This window comes from Betaproteobacteria bacterium, assembly GCA_016791345.1.
Classification (GTDB): domain Bacteria; phylum Pseudomonadota; class Gammaproteobacteria; order Burkholderiales; family JAEUMW01; genus JAEUMW01.
On record JAEUMW010000459.1, the window covers coordinates 1 to 14,890 of the forward strand.

Below are 14,890 nucleotides of genomic sequence, written 5' to 3' on the forward strand. Positions count from 1 at the left end.
GAGATGGTGATGCCGGGGGACAACGTGTCGATCACGGTGAGCCTGATTGCACCGATTGCGATGGAAGAGGGCCTGCGCTTTGCCATCCGCGAGGGCGGCAGAACCGTCGGCGCCGGCGTCGTCGCCAAGGTCATAGAGTAACGATAAAACGCGAGGGCGGTTCGCATCGATGCGCGCACGGGGGCGGGTTCCGCCCCCTTGCCGTCTGGGTTCCAACGCCTTCCCATGGTCAACAGGCCAATAGCTCAATTGGTAGAGCGTCGGTCTCCAAAACCGAAGGTTGGGGGTTCGAGACCCTCTTGGCCTGCCCCTTACACCATTCATGGTTGACAAGATCAAGCTTGCATGCGCGGCACTTCTGGTGGTGGCGGGGGTCGTCGGCTACTACTACCTGAAGGACAGCGCAACCATCGTGCGTGCCGGATCGGTCTTCGCAGGGCTGATCGCGGCCTCGGGAGTGGCCTGGACGTCGGCGCCGGGCAAGCAGCTCTTCGCATTCGCACAGGAGTCGGTCGCCGAGACCAAGAAGGTGGTCTGGCCGACGCGAAAGGAAACCCTGCAGACGACGGGACTCGTGTTCCTGTTCATCGTACTGATGGCGCTGTTTCTATGGCTGGTGGATGCGACGCTTCTGTGGCTGGTGCAACTCATCATGGGGCGCGACTGATGACGAAGCGATGGTACGTGGTGCATGCCTATTCCGGTTTCGAGAAGAGCGTGCAGCGAGCCCTCCTCGATCGCATCCAGCGTGCCGGGATGCAGGAGCAGTTCGGCCAGATCCTGGTCCCCGTGGAAGAGGTCGTCGAGATGAAGGGCGGCCAGAAGTCGATCAGCGAGCGCAAGTTCTTTCCGGGCTACGTGCTGGTCGAGATGGAGATGACGGATGACAGCTGGCATCTCGTCAAGAACACGCCCAAGGTGACCGGCTTCGTCGGCGGCACCGCAACGAAGCCGACGCCGATCTCCTCGAAGGAGGTGCAGAACATCCTGAACCAGATTCAGGAGGGGGTCGAGAAGCCCAAGCCGAAGGTGCTGTTCGAGGTGGGCGAAGTGGTGCGTGTCAAGGAAGGCCCGTTCACCGATTTCCACGGGTCGGTCGAGGACGTGAACTACGACAAGAGCAAGATCCGGGTGTCGGTGACCATCTTCGGACGCTCGACCCCGGTCGAGCTGGATTTCGGTCAGGTGGAGAAGGCCTGACCGAGCGGGCAGCGGCAACGCTGCAGATGAGGCGGGGAGGATGCTGCGCGCATCCGCTGGCACCCGCGATAGGAGCGTAGAGCGTGGCAAAGAAAATCGTCGGCCTGATCAAGCTTCAGGTGCCGGCGGGCAAGGCGAACCCGAGCCCACCGATCGGTCCCGCGCTGGGTCAGCGCGGTCTCAACATCATGGAGTTCTGCAAGGCTTTCAATGCGCAGACCCAGGGCATGGAAGTCGGCCTCCCGGTGCCGGTGGTGATCACGGCCTACCAGGACAAGAGCTTCACCTTCGTGATGAAGACACCGCCCGCGTCGGTGCTCATCAAGAAGGCAGCGAAGATCGACAAGGGCAGCCCGAAGCCGCACCTGGACAAGGTCGGCAAGCTCACGCGCGCGCAGGTCGAGGAAATCGCGCGCACCAAGACGCCTGACCTGACCGCCGCCGATCTCGATGCCGCCGTGCGCACCATCGCCGGCAGCGCCCGCAGCATGGGCGTCGAAGTGGAGGGCGTCTGACATGGCGCACGATTCCAAGCGTTACAAGCTGCTGCGCGGCACGGTCGACCGCGCGAAGTCCTACCCGCTGGCCGAGGCCCTCGATCTCGTCAAGCGCAACGCGACCGCCAAGTTCGATGAGTCGATCGATGTCGCCGTGAATCTGGGCGTGGACGCGAAGAAATCCGATCAGCAGGTGCGTGGTTCCGTGGTGCTGCCGAAGGGCACCGGCAAGAGCAAGCGGGTGGCCGTGTTCGCGCAGGGCGACAAGGCCAAGGATGCGCTCGCTGCGGGGGCTGACGTTGTCGGTTTCGAGGATCTCGCCGACAAGGTGAAGGGCGGTTTCATGGAATTCGACGTCGTCATCGCCTCCCCGGATGCGATGCGGGTCGTCGGCGCGCTCGGGCAGATCCTGGGTCCGCGGGGCCTCATGCCCAACCCAAAGGTCGGCACCGTGACGCAGGACGTGGCGCAGGCGGTGAAGAATGCCAAGGCCGGTCAGGTCCAGTACCGGACCGACAAGGGCGGGATCATCCATTGCAGCATCGGCCGCGCCTCGTTTCCGGTCGAATCCCTGCGTGAGAATCTGGTGGCGCTGGTCGATGCCCTGAACAAGGCAAAACCGGCGAGTTCGAAGGGCGTTTACGTGCGGAAGATCTCCGTCGCAAGCACGATGGGCGCCGGCGTGCGGGTGGATCAGGCGACGCTCGCAGCGTGAGGAATGAAGGGGCTGCGCGCGCGAAGTGCGTGGCGAGTTTGAACATCGTTGAACTTTGGGCCCGACCGCTCGTACGGGGTCGGGGTTGTCAAAGACCGTTGGGGTGCGGCGAGCGGTTGGCGCCGGACTTAATCACTGTCCTGGGCGAGAGGCAGCGCATGATTTGCCGAACGTTCGGAAACGGTACCCAGCGCAGACGGCGTCCCGGTACAGGTATGCGTATGACTCCTGACTTCGAGGTCGCTGTGGTTGCACCGGGCGCTCCGGCGAACGCATCTGCGGGTGCGGTCGCAGGCGGCTTCCGTTAACTGGAGGGTTGACCTTGGGTCTCAATCTTGAAGACAAGAAGGCAGTGGTCGCCGAGGTGAGCGCAGAAGTGGCGCGTGCCCAGGCGATCGTGCTTGCCGAGAACCGCGGTCTGGAAGTGGGTCAGATGACCGAGTTGCGCAAGCGGGCACGTGGCGCCGGGGTTTACTTCCGCGTCGTCAAGAACACGCTTGCACGGCGCGCGGTCGCCGACACGCCGTTTGCCGGTCTGGCCGACCAGATGGTCGGCCCGCTCGCGTATGGCATGTCGAGCGATCCGGTGGCGCTGGCGAAGGTCCTGCACGAATTTGCGAAGGGCAACGAGAAGCTCGCGATCAAGGGCGGCGCCATGGCGAACTACGTCATGTCGCCGAAAGAGGTGGCGAGCCTCGCCACGCTGCCGAGCCGCGAGGAACTGCTCGCCAAGCTGCTCGGCACCATGCAGGCGCCCATCGCCCAGTTCGTGCGGACGCTGAACGAAGTGCCGACGCGCTTCGTGCGCACACTCGCTGCCGTGCGCGATGCCAAGGGCGAAGCGTAAGCATCCCCCATTTCCTAACCGACTACGTTACGACTTTCGAATCAGGAGTAGAGAAAATGGCTGTTGCCAAAGCTGAGATTCTGGATGCCATCGCCAACATGACGGTGCTGGAGCTGTCTGCGCTGATCAAGGAGATGGAAGAGAAGTTCGGTGTGTCTGCGGCTGCGGCTGCGGTTGCCGTCGCCGCCCCTGCGGCGGGTGCCGCGGCGCCCGCGGCCGAGGAGAAGACCGAGTTCACGGTCGTTCTCACCGGTGCCGGCGAGAACAAGGTGAACACCATCAAGGTGGTGCGCGCGATCACCGGTCTCGGTCTGAAGGAGGCCAAGGACCTCGTGGACGGTGCACCCAAGCCCGTGAAGGAAGGCGTCTCGAAGGCCGACGCCGATGCCGTCGCGAAACAACTTACGGAAGCCGGCGCCACTTGCGAAATCAAGTAAGCCGCGTGGCCTCGTTGCGGGCTGGCGGGCGACCGCCAGCCCTTTTCTGCTTGTAGGGAGACCTTGTTCTCCAGAGCCCGGATGTCGGTAATGAAGCCCGCCGTGTCGTTCCCGCGGCGCGGCGGAATCTTTGGCGCGTGCCGCCCTCTCAACGGTGAGAACGCGATACCTGCCTCCGGGGATTTGCCCTTTGTGCCCGTGCGTGGAGTAACCCCATGACGTACTCGTTCACCGAGAGAAAGCGCATCCGCAAGAGCTTCGCCAAACGTGCCAGCGTTCTGCCGGTGCCGTACCTGCTCGCGACCCAGATCGACTCCTACAGCGCCTTCCTGCAGGCCGAAGCCTTGCCGGACGCGCGCAGGAACGCGGGACTGCAAGCCGCGTTCACGTCGATCTTTCCGATTTCGAGCCACTCCGGGAACGCGCGGCTCGACTTCGTGAGCTACATGCTCGGCACGCCGCCCTTCGACGTGAAGGAGTGCCAGCAGCGGGGGTTGACGTTCGCATCGCCGCTGCGCGCGCGCGTGCGGCTCACGATCATGGACCGCGAGGCGTCGAAGCCCACGGTGAAGGAGGTGAAGGAGCAGGAAGTCTACATGGGCGAGATTCCGCTCATGACGAGCACCGGCTCGTTCATCATCAACGGCACCGAGCGCGTCATCGTCTCGCAGCTGCATCGCTCGCCCGGCGTGTTCTTCGAGCACGACCGCGGCAAGACGCACAGCTCGGGCAAGCTGCTTTTCTCGGCGCGGGTCATTCCGTACCGCGGCTCCTGGCTCGACTTCGAGTTCGATCCCAAGGACTACCTCTATTTCCGCGTCGACCGCCGCCGCAAGATGCCGGTGACCACGCTGCTCAAGGCGATCGGCTACACGCCGGAGGAAATCCTCAAGGAGTTCTTCATGTTCGACACCTTCCATTTCGTGCGCGGCGAGATGGAGTTCGAACTCGTGCCCGAGCGCATGCGCGGCGACATTGCGCGCTTCGACATCGTCGCCGACGGTCAGGTGCTCGTGCCCAAGGACAAGCGCATCACGGTCAAGCACATCCGCGAGATGGAGAAGGCCGGCCTCAAGCGCGTCGTCGTGTCGTCGGATTTCGTGCTCGGCCGCGTGCTGGCGAAGCACATCGTCGACAAGGAGACCGGTGAAGTCATCGCCCGCGCCAACGACGAGATCACCGACGATCTCCTGAAGAAGCTGCGGGAGTCGGGCATTCCCGAAGTGCAGACCCTGTACACCAACGATCTCGATCAGGGGCCCTTCATTTCGCAGACGCTGCGCATCGACGAGACCGCCGACGCCATGGCGGCGCAGGTGGCGATCTACCGCATGATGCGGCCGGGCGAGCCACCGACGGAAGAGGCGGTGAAGCAGCTCTTCCAGGGACTCTTCTTCGCCGAGGAGCGCTACGACCTGTCTGCGGTCGGCCGGATGAAGTTCAATCGCCGCGTCGGCCGCGAGGAGTTGACGGGTGCCGCAACACTGTCGCGCGAGGACATCGTCGCGGTGATCAAGATCCTCGTCGACCTGCGCAACGGGCGCGGCGAGATCGACGACATCGACCACCTCGGCAACCGCCGTGTGCGTTCGGTCGGCGAACTGGCGGAAAACCAGTTTCGCGCCGGTCTGGTGCGCGTCGAGCGCGCGGTGCGCGAACGCCTGTCTCAGGCCGAGTCCGAGAACCTCATGCCGCACGACCTGATCAACGCCAAGCCGGTGTCGGCGGCGATCAAGGAATTCTTCGGGTCGTCGCAGCTGTCGCAGTTCATGGACCAGACCAACCCGCTCTCCGAGATCACGCACAAGCGTCGCGTCTCGGCGCTGGGCCCCGGTGGACTCACGCGCGAGCGCGCGGGCTTCGAGGTGCGTGACGTCCACCCCACTCACTACGGCCGCGTGTGCCCGATCGAGACGCCGGAAGGTCCCAACATCGGTCTCATCAACTCGCTCGCGCTCTACGCACGGACCAATGAATACGGCTTCCTCGAGACGCCGTACCGGAAGGTGCAGGATGGGCGGGTCACCGACGAGATCGAGTTCCTGTCCGCGATCGAAGAGGGCAAGTACGTGATCGCCCAGGCGAACGCCGCGCTCAGCGACACGGGTGGGTTCGTCGACGAGATGGTTTCCTGCCGTCACCACAACGAGTTCATGCTGTCGTCCCCCGACCGCGTGCAGTACATGGACGTGGCGCCGTCGCAGATCGTGTCCGTCGCCGCCTCGCTCATTCCGTTCCTCGAGCACGACGACGCGAACCGCGCCCTCATGGGCTCGAACATGCAGCGTCAGGCAGTGCCCTGCCTGCGGCCGGAGAAGCCGCTTGTGGGCACCGGCATCGAGCGCACGGTGGCGGTCGACTCCGGCACTGCAGTGCAGGCCCGCCGCGGCGGCGTCGTCGACTACGTCGATGCCGGCCGCATCGTCGTGCGCGTGCACGACGAGGAGACGGTGGCGGGCGAAGTCGGTGTGGACATCTACAACCTCGTCAAGTACACGCGCTCCAACCAGAACACCGACATCAACCAGCGGCCGCTGGTGGAGGTGGGTGACGTGATCGCCCGCGCCGATGTCATCGCCGACGGTGCCTCCACCGACATGGGCGAGCTTGCCCTTGGCCAGAACCTGCTGGTCGCCTTCATGCCGTGGAACGGCTACAACTTCGAGGACTCGATCCTGATCTCCGAGCGCGTGGTCGCCGACGACCGCTTCACTTCGATCCACATCGAGGAGCTGTCGGTCGTGGCACGCGACACCAAGCTCGGCCCGGAAGAGATCACGCGCGACATCTCCAACTTGTCGGAAGCCCAGCTCTCCCGCCTGGACGAGTCGGGCATCGTCTACATCGGCGCCGAGGTGGAAGCCGGCGACGTGCTTGTCGGCAAGGTCACGCCGAAGGGCGAGACGCAGCTCACCCCCGAGGAAAAGCTGCTGCGGGCGATCTTCGGGGAAAAGGCCTCGGACGTGAAGGACACGTCGCTGCGTGTGCCCTCCGGCATGTCGGGCACGGTGATCGACGTGCAGGTGTTCACGCGCGAGGGGATCGAGCGCGACAAGCGCGCGCAGCAGATCATCGACGACGAGCTGAAGCGCTACAAGAAGGACCTCGCCGACCAGTTCCGCATCGTCGAGGACGACACCTTCCTGCGCATCGAGCGCCTGCTCCTGGACAAGGTCGCCAACGGCGGTCCGAAGAAGCTCGCCAAGGGCACGGCGATCACCAAGGCGTACCTCGCGGAAGTCGAACGTCACAGCTGGTTCGACATCCGCCTTGCGAGCGAGGAGGCGGCGCGCCAGCTCGAGCAGCTGATGGAGAGCCTCTCCCAGAAGCGGGTCGAGTTCGACATCGCGTTCGAGGCGAAGAAGAAGAAGCTCACGCAGGGCGACGAACTGCCGCCCGGCGTGCAGAAGATGGTGAAGGTCTACCTTGCGGTGAAGCGCCGCCTGCAGCCCGGCGACAAAATGGCCGGCCGCCACGGCAACAAGGGCGTCATTTCCAAGATCGTCCCGATCGAGGACATGCCGTACACGGCGGACGGGGTGCCGATGGACGTGGTGCTGAATCCGCTGGGCGTGCCCTCGCGCATGAACGTGGGGCAGATCCTGGAGACGCACCTGGGCTGGGCCGCCAAGGGACTGGGCCAGAAGATCGGCCAGCTGCTGAAGGCGCAGGCGCAGATCGGTGAACTGCGCAACACGCTCGTGCAGATCTACAACTCGAGCGGCAAGCCGGAGGACATTGACACCCTAAACGATGCGGAAGTGCTGGACCTCTGCCAGCACCTGGAGAAGGGCGTTCCGTTTGCCACCCCGGTGTTCGATGGCGCCACCGAAGACGAGATCAAGACCATGCTCGAGGTCGCCGGATTGCCGCGCTCGGGCCAGATCCACCTCTATGACGGTCGCACCGGCGACACGTTCGACCGGCCGGTCACCGTGGGCTACATGCACATGCTGAAGCTGCACCACCTGGTCGACGACAAGATGCACGCGCGCTCGACCGGACCGTACAGCCTGGTCACCCAGCAGCCGCTGGGGGGCAAGGCGCAGTTCGGCGGTCAGCGCTTCGGCGAGATGGAGGTGTGGGCGCTCGAGGCCTACGGTGCTTCCTATACGCTGCAGGAGATGCTCACCGTCAAGTCGGACGATGTCACCGGCCGCACCAAGGTGTACGAGAACATCGTCAAGGGCGAGCACAAGATCGACGCCGGCATGCCGGAATCCTTCAATGTGCTGGTCAAGGAAATCCGCTCGCTCGCGATCGACATCGATCTGGAAAGGTACTGAAAGGCGTGAAGGTGTGAAGGTGTGAAAAAGGTGAAGGTGGGACGGGGCTCGGGCGCGCAGCGCCTTTCACCCCTTCGCTTCTTCACTCGTTCACCGAATCCGGAGGTTTCGTAATGAAAGCACTGCTCGATTTGTTCAAACAGGTCACCCAGGAAGAGGAGTTCGATGCCATCAAGATCGGGCTCGCCTCTCCGGAAAAGATCCGGTCGTGGTCCTACGGCGAGGTGAGGAAGCCGGAGACCATCAACTACCGGACCTTCAAGCCTGAGCGCGACGGCCTGTTCTGCGCAAAGATCTTCGGCCCGGTGAAGGACTACGAGTGCCTGTGCGGCAAGTACAAGCGGCTCAAGCACCGCGGCGTGATCTGCGAGAAGTGCGGCGTCGAGGTGACGCTCTCCAAGGTGCGCCGCGAGCGCATGGGCCACATCGAGCTGGCGAGCCCGGTGGCCCACATCTGGTTCCTGAAGTCGCTGCCCTCCCGGCTCGGGATGGTGCTCGACATGACGCTGCGCGACATCGAGCGCGTGCTGTATTTCGAGGCCTACGTCGTCGTCGACGCCGGCATGACGCCGCTCAACCGCGGCCAGTTGCTGACCGAGGACGATTACCTCGCGAAGGTCGAGGAATATGGCGACGACTTCTCCGCCCTGATGGGGGCCGAGGGCATTCGCGAACTGCTGCGTCACCTCGATCTCAAGCGCGAGATCGATCGCCTGCGCAAGGAGCTGGAAGCCACTTCCTCCGATACCAAGATCAAGAAGATCGCCAAGCGCCTCAAGGTGCTGGAGGCCTTCCAGAAATCCGGTATCAAGCCGGACTGGATGATTCTCGAAGTGCTGCCGGTGCTGCCGCCCGAACTGCGCCCGCTGGTGCCGCTCGATGGCGGCCGCTTCGCGACCTCGGACTTGAACGATCTCTACCGCCGCGTCATCAACCGCAACAACCGCCTGAAGCGGCTGCTCGAACTGAAGGCGCCCGAGATCATCGTCCGCAACGAGAAGCGGATGCTGCAGGAGGCGGTGGACTCGCTCCTCGACAACGGCCGTCGCGGCAAGGCCATGACCGGCGCCAACAAGCGGCCGCTCAAGTCGCTCGCGGACATGATCAAGGGCAAGGGCGGACGTTTCCGGCAGAACCTGCTCGGCAAGCGCGTGGACTATTCGGGGCGTTCGGTGATCGTGGTCGGCCCGCAGCTCAAGCTGCACCAGTGTGGCCTGCCGAAGAAGATGGCGCTGGAGCTCTTCAAGCCATTCATCTTCCACAAGCTGGAAGTGCTCGGCATGGCGACCACCATCAAGGCGGCGAAGCGGCTGGTCGAGGCGGAAGTGCCGGAAGTCTGGGACATCCTGGAAGAGGTGATCCGCGAGCATCCGGTCATGCTGAACCGCGCGCCCACGCTCCATCGCCTCGGCATCCAGGCGTTCGAGCCGGTGCTCATCGAAGGCAAGGCGATCCAGCTGCATCCGCTCGTGTGCGCGGCCTTCAACGCCGACTTCGACGGTGACCAGATGGCGGTGCACGTACCGCTCTCGCTCGAGGCGCAGATGGAGGCGCGCACGCTCATGCTCTCCTCCAACAACATCCTCTCGCCCGCCAACGGCGAGCCGATCATCGTGCCGTCGCAGGACATCGTGCTCGGGCTCTACTACATGACGCGGGAGAAGATCGGCGCGCGCGGCGAAGGCATGGCGTTCATCAACACGTCCGAAGTGGCGCGCGCGTACGAGTCCGAACAGGTCGATCTGCAGGCACGGGTCGCCGTGCGCATCCGCGAGCAGGAGATCGACGCCCAGGGCGAGCGGCGCGAGAAGCTGACGCGCTATCAGACCACCGTCGGCCGTTCGCTGCTGTCGGAGATCCTGCCGGCCGGACTGCCGTTCGACGTCATCAACAAGCCGCTCAAAAAGAAGGAGATCTCGCGGCTCATCAACGGCTGCTTCCATCGCGTGGGTCTGCGCGAGACGGTGATCTTCGCCGACAAGCTCATGTACACCGGGTTCTCGTACGCGACGCGTGCCGGCATCTCGATCGCCGTCGACGACATGCTGGTGCCGATGCAGAAGGGCGACCTCATCTCCGCGGCTGAGCACGAGGTGCAGGAGATCGAGCAGCAGTACACCTCCGGTCTCGTCACCCAGGGCGAACGCTACAACAAGGTGGTGGACATCTGGGGTCGCGCCGGCGACATGGTGGCGAAGGCCATGATGGAGCAGCTCGGCACGGAACCGGTGAAAGTCTGGGACGTGAAGACCGGCGGCTGGGCGCCGCTCATCGACGACAAGGGCAGAGCCACTTCGCAGGAGTCGTTCAATTCCATCTACATGATGGCGGACTCGGGTGCGCGCGGCTCGGCAGCCCAGATCCGGCAGCTCGCCGGCATGCGTGGCCTGATGGCGAAGCCGGACGGCTCCATCATCGAGACGCCGATCACCGCCAACTTCCGCGAGGGGCTCAACGTCCTGCAGTACTTCATCTCGACTCACGGTGCGCGCAAGGGTCTCGCCGACACGGCGCTGAAGACTGCGAACTCCGGCTATCTCACGCGGCGTCTGGTGGATGTGACGCAGGACCTCGTCGTCACCGAGGAGGACTGTGGCACTACCTACGGCGTGACGATGCGGGCGCTGGTCGAAGGTGGCGAGGTGGTGGAGCCCTTGCGCGACCGCATCCTCGGGCGCGTCTCGGCCAACGACGTGGTCAATCCCGAGTCGGGCGAGACCCTGCTCGATGCTGGCACCCTGCTCGACGAAGTCTCGGTGGACCGCATCGAGACGCTCGGCATCGACGAGGTCCGCGTGCGCACGCCGCTGTCGTGCGATACGCGCTACGGCCTGTGTGCCAAGTGCTACGGCCGCGATCTCGGTCGCGGCTCGCTCGTGAACGTGGGCGAGGCGGTGGGCGTCATCGCGGCGCAGTCGATCGGCGAGCCGGGCACGCAGCTCACCATGCGCACCTTCCACATTGGCGGTGCGGCTTCGCGTACCGCGGTGGCGAGCCAGGTGGACAGCAAGTCGAACGGCGTGATCGGGTTCACGGCGACCATGCGCTACGTGACCAACGCGCGCGGCGAGCAGGTGGTCATCTCGCGCAGCGGCGAGGTGGCCATCCACGACGAGAACGGGCGCGAACGCGAGCGGCACAAGGTGCCGTACGGCGCCACGCTGCTTGTCAAGGACGGCGCTCCGGTCAAGGCCGGGCAGATGCTCGCGAGCTGGGACCCGCACACCCGGCCGATCATCACCGAGTATGCCGGCACCATCAAGCTGGAAAACGTGGAAGAAGGCGTCACCGTCGCCAAGCAGATCGACGATGTCACCGGGCTCTCGACGCTGGTCGTGATCGACCCGAAGCGGCGCGGCGTATCGACCGCCAAGGGCCTGCGGCCGCAGGTCAAGCTGATCGACGAGACCGGCCACGAGGTGAAGCTCGCCGGCAGCGACTCGCCGGTGACCTACACCTTCCAGATCCACTCCATCATCAACGTCAAGGACGGGCAGCCGATCAACATCGGCGACGTTCTCGCGCGCGTGCCGCAGGAGACCTCGAAGACGCGCGACATCACCGGCGGTCTGCCGCGGGTGGCGGAACTCTTCGAGGCGCGCTCGCCGAAGGATGCCGGCCTGCTCGCGCAGATCACCGGGACCGTCTCGTTCGGCAAGGACACCAAGGGCAAGCAGCGCCTCATCATCACCGACCTCGACGGCGTGCCGCACGAGTACCTGATCCCGAAGGACAAGCACGTGATGGCGCACGACGGACAGGTGGTCAACAAGGGCGAGATGATCGTCGACGGCCCGAAGGACCCGCACGACATTCTCGGCCTGCAGGGCGTGGAGGAGCTTGCGCGCTACATCATCGACGAGGTGCAGGACGTCTACCGTCTGCAGGGCGTGAAGATCAACGACAAGCACATCGAGGTGATCGTGCGCCAGATGCTGCGCCGGGTGACGATTGCGGACGCCGGCGACAGCCGCTTCATACCGGGCGAGCAGGTGGAGCGTGCCGAGGTGCTGGAGGAGAACGAGAAGATGGAGGCCGAAGGCAAGACGCCGGCGAGCTACGAGTTCATGCTGCTCGGCATCACGAAGGCCTCACTCTCGACCGACTCGTTCATCTCCGCGGCATCGTTCCAGGAGACCACGCGCGTCCTCACCGAGGCTGCGATAATGGGCAAGAAGGACGATCTGCGCGGACTCAAGGAGAACGTCATCGTCGGCCGCCTGATTCCTGCCGGAACCGGTCTCGCCTATCACAACACCCGCAAGAATCAGCAATTGGGTGTCGACATGGGCATCGCCGAACTGGCGGAGGACACCGAGGGTGGGTCGGGCGGAGCGCAGGCGCCTGGCGAGGAGCAGGTTGCTTGACACGCATATACTAACTACTTAAACTCCGCAGTCTTTTTCATCGCCCAAGCCACGCCGCAAGCCGGGTTCGGGCGCAAGACGCGGAAGCCTCGGGGACGGCGGAGACGCCGTCCCGGCTTTTTGCGCGGGACAAATGTCGTGCTCCCCGGCACTTTCTCCATCGCGAAGCCCGCGTGCGGAGATGTCCGGGGTTGGACGGCCGGGTGAGTGCCCAGGCGCTTCGCCCATCGACGACAGGGTAAGCGATGCCAACCGTCAACCAGCTCGTGCGCAAGTCGCGCACGCGTCAGGTCACCAAGAGCAAGGTGCCGGCGCTGCAGAATTCACCGCAGAAGCGCGGTGTATGCATCCGCGTCTACACGACCACGCCGAAGAAGCCGAACTCGGCGCTGCGCAAGGTCGCGAAGGTGCGGCTCACGAACGGGTTCGAAGTGATCAGCTATATCGGGGGCGAGGGCCACAATCTGCAGGAGCACTCGGTGGTGCTCATCCGCGGCGGGCGCGTCAAGGACCTGCCCGGCGTGCGTTACCACACGGTGCGCGGCAGCCTCGACACCGCCGGCGTGAAGGATCGCAAGCAGAGCCGCTCCAAGTACGGCGCCAAGCGCCCGAAGGCGGGCTGAGCGCGGCATCAACGACACGGGATAAGTTTTCACCATGCCTCGACGCAGAGAAGTGCCCAAGCGGGAGATCCTTCCGGATCCCAAGTTCTCGAGCCAGGAAGTGGCCAAGTTCATCAACGTGCTGATGACCCGCGGCAAGAAGTCGGTGGCCGAGCGCATCATGTACGGCGCGCTCGACCAGATCCAGAAGCGCAGCGGCAAGAATCCGCTCGAGGTGTTTACCCAGGCTCTGCAGAACGTGCGGCCGGTGGTCGAGGTGAAGAGCCGGCGCGTCGGCGGTGCGAACTACCAGGTGCCGGTGGAGGTGCGTCAGGTGCGCCGCACGGCCCTTGCCATGCGCTGGCTGCGCGAGGCGGCGCGCAAGCGCAGCGAAAAATCGATGGGGCAGCGCCTGGCGGGTGAACTCGCCGAAGCGGCCGAGGGCCGTGGCGGTGCGATGAAGAAACGAGAGGAAGTGCACAAGATGGCGGAGGCCAACAAGGCCTTCTCGCACTATCGCTTTTAACTGCAGTGGCTCGTGCGGCCTGTAACCCGGACCGTCACAGCCATCCGAAGGCGGCGCCAGAAGCGCCGCTGCGATCAGCGAAAGAGTTGACAGTCCGTGGCACGCAAGACACCCATTCAGCAGTACCGGAACATCGGCATCATGGCCCACATCGATGCCGGGAAAACCACGACCACCGAGCGCATCCTTTTCTACACCGGGGTATCGCACAAGCTCGGCGAGGTGCACGACGGCACTGCCATCATGGACTGGATGGAGCAGGAGCAGGAGCGCGGCATCACCATCACTTCGGCCGCGACCACCTGCTTCTGGAAAGGGATGGATGGGTCCCTGCCCGAGCATCGCGTCAACATCATCGACACGCCGGGGCACGTCGACTTCACCATCGAGGTCGAGCGCAGTCTGCGTGTGCTCGACGGTGCGTGCACGGTGCTGTGTGCGGTGGGCGGCGTGCAGCCGCAAACCGAGACGGTGTGGCGGCAGGCGAACAAGTACGGCGTTCCGCGGCTTTGCTTCGTCAACAAGATGGACCGCGCCGGCGCGAATTTCCTGCGCGTGTACGAGCAGGTGCAAACACGCCTCAAGGCCCATCCCGTCCCCATCCAGTTGCCCATCGGCGCCGAGGACAAGTTCGAGGGCGTGGTGGATCTGGTGCGGATGAAGGCGATCTACTGGGACGATAGCTCCCAGGGGACGAAGTTCGAGCTGCGCGACATTCCCGCGCACCTTGCCGACGAGGCCGCGGAGTGGCGCGAAAAGATGCTGGAGACCGCCGCCGAAGCGAACGAGGAACTCATGCACAAGTACCTCGACGAGGGCGATCTCTCGGTCGAGGACGTGAAGGAAGGCTTGCGCCTGCGCACGATCGCCAACGAGATTGTGCCGATGCTGTGCGGCTCCGCCTTCAAGAACAAGGGCGTGCAGGCGATGCTCGACGCCGTCATCGACTATATGCCCTCGCCGGTCGACATCCCGCCGGTGAAGGGGCGTCTCGAGAACGGCGAAGAGGCCACGCGCGAGGCCACCGACGAGGCCCCGTTCTCCGGGCTTGCGTTCAAGATCATGACCGACCCCTACGTCGGCCAGCTCATCTTCTTCCGCGTGTATTCCGGAGTCGTGAGCTCGGGCGACACCATCTACAACCCGGTGAAGGGGCGCAAGGAACGCATCGGTCGTCTTCTCCAGATGCACGCCAATTCGCGCGAGGAGATCAAGGAAGTGCGCGCCGGCGACATCGCGGCGGCGGTCGGTCTCAAGGAAGCGACGACGGGGGACACCATCTGCGATCCGCAGCACGTCATTGTGCTCGAGAAGATGATCTTCCCGGAGCCCGTGATTCACGTCGCGGTCGAGCCCAAGACGAAGGCCGATCAGGAGAAGATGGGCGTCGCGCTGAATCGGCTGGCGCAGGAA

The 14,890-nt window shown here is 64.4% G+C and carries 12 protein-coding genes and 1 tRNA gene; all 13 read left to right on the forward strand.

What is annotated here, in order from left to right; all coding sequences use genetic code 11:
* On the forward strand, positions 1-141 hold a 141-nt coding region (locus JNK68_17095), incomplete at its 5' end, for an elongation factor Tu (protein ID MBL8542060.1).
* 93 nt (positions 142-234) lie between these two features.
* A tRNA-Trp gene (locus tag JNK68_17100) sits at positions 235-307 on the forward strand.
* Between the two features lie 15 nt (positions 308-322).
* On the forward strand, positions 323-667 hold the full coding sequence (secE, locus tag JNK68_17105; protein ID MBL8542061.1) for a preprotein translocase subunit SecE: 345 nt from the start codon (positions 323-325) through the stop codon (positions 665-667).
* Entirely contained in the window at positions 667-1,200 is a 534-nt protein-coding gene (gene nusG / locus JNK68_17110) for a transcription termination/antitermination protein NusG (protein MBL8542062.1), read from the forward strand. Before secE ends, nusG begins: the two co-directional genes overlap by 1 nt.
* 83 nt (positions 1,201-1,283) lie before the next feature.
* Positions 1,284-1,715 carry a 50S ribosomal protein L11 gene (gene rplK, locus JNK68_17115; GenBank protein ID MBL8542063.1) on the forward strand — a complete coding sequence of 144 codons (432 nt, stop codon included), beginning with the start codon at positions 1,284-1,286 and terminating at the stop codon, positions 1,713-1,715.
* Between the two features lies 1 nt (position 1,716).
* Entirely contained in the window at positions 1,717-2,412 is a 696-nt protein-coding gene (rplA, locus tag JNK68_17120; protein MBL8542064.1) for a 50S ribosomal protein L1, read from the forward strand.
* Between the two features lie 322 nt (positions 2,413-2,734).
* Complete coding sequence (gene rplJ, locus JNK68_17125) at positions 2,735-3,259, forward strand: 50S ribosomal protein L10 (GenBank protein MBL8542065.1); 525 nt, start codon at positions 2,735-2,737, stop codon at positions 3,257-3,259.
* Between the two features lie 56 nt (positions 3,260-3,315).
* Positions 3,316-3,696, forward strand: a complete 381-nt coding sequence (gene rplL, locus JNK68_17130; GenBank protein ID MBL8542066.1) for a 50S ribosomal protein L7/L12 — start codon at positions 3,316-3,318, stop codon at positions 3,694-3,696.
* Between the two features lie 215 nt (positions 3,697-3,911).
* On the forward strand, positions 3,912-7,982 hold the full coding sequence (rpoB, locus tag JNK68_17135) for a DNA-directed RNA polymerase subunit beta (GenBank protein MBL8542067.1): 4,071 nt from the start codon (positions 3,912-3,914) through the stop codon (positions 7,980-7,982).
* Between the two features lie 113 nt (positions 7,983-8,095).
* Complete coding sequence (gene rpoC / locus JNK68_17140) at positions 8,096-12,349, forward strand: DNA-directed RNA polymerase subunit beta' (GenBank protein MBL8542068.1); 4,254 nt, start codon at positions 8,096-8,098, stop codon at positions 12,347-12,349.
* A 245-nt stretch (positions 12,350-12,594) separates the two neighbouring features.
* Positions 12,595-12,972 (forward strand): 30S ribosomal protein S12, encoded by a 378-nt coding sequence (gene rpsL, locus JNK68_17145; GenBank protein MBL8542069.1) that lies wholly within the window; start codon positions 12,595-12,597, stop codon positions 12,970-12,972.
* A gap of 34 nt (positions 12,973-13,006) precedes the next feature.
* The gene (gene rpsG / locus JNK68_17150; GenBank protein ID MBL8542070.1) at positions 13,007-13,477 is read left to right on the forward strand and encodes a 30S ribosomal protein S7; all 471 of its coding nucleotides are present in this window, start codon (positions 13,007-13,009) and stop codon (positions 13,475-13,477) included.
* Positions 13,478-13,573: 96 nt separating this feature from the next.
* On the forward strand, positions 13,574-14,890 hold a 1,317-nt coding region (gene fusA, locus JNK68_17155), incomplete at its 3' end, for an elongation factor G (GenBank protein MBL8542071.1).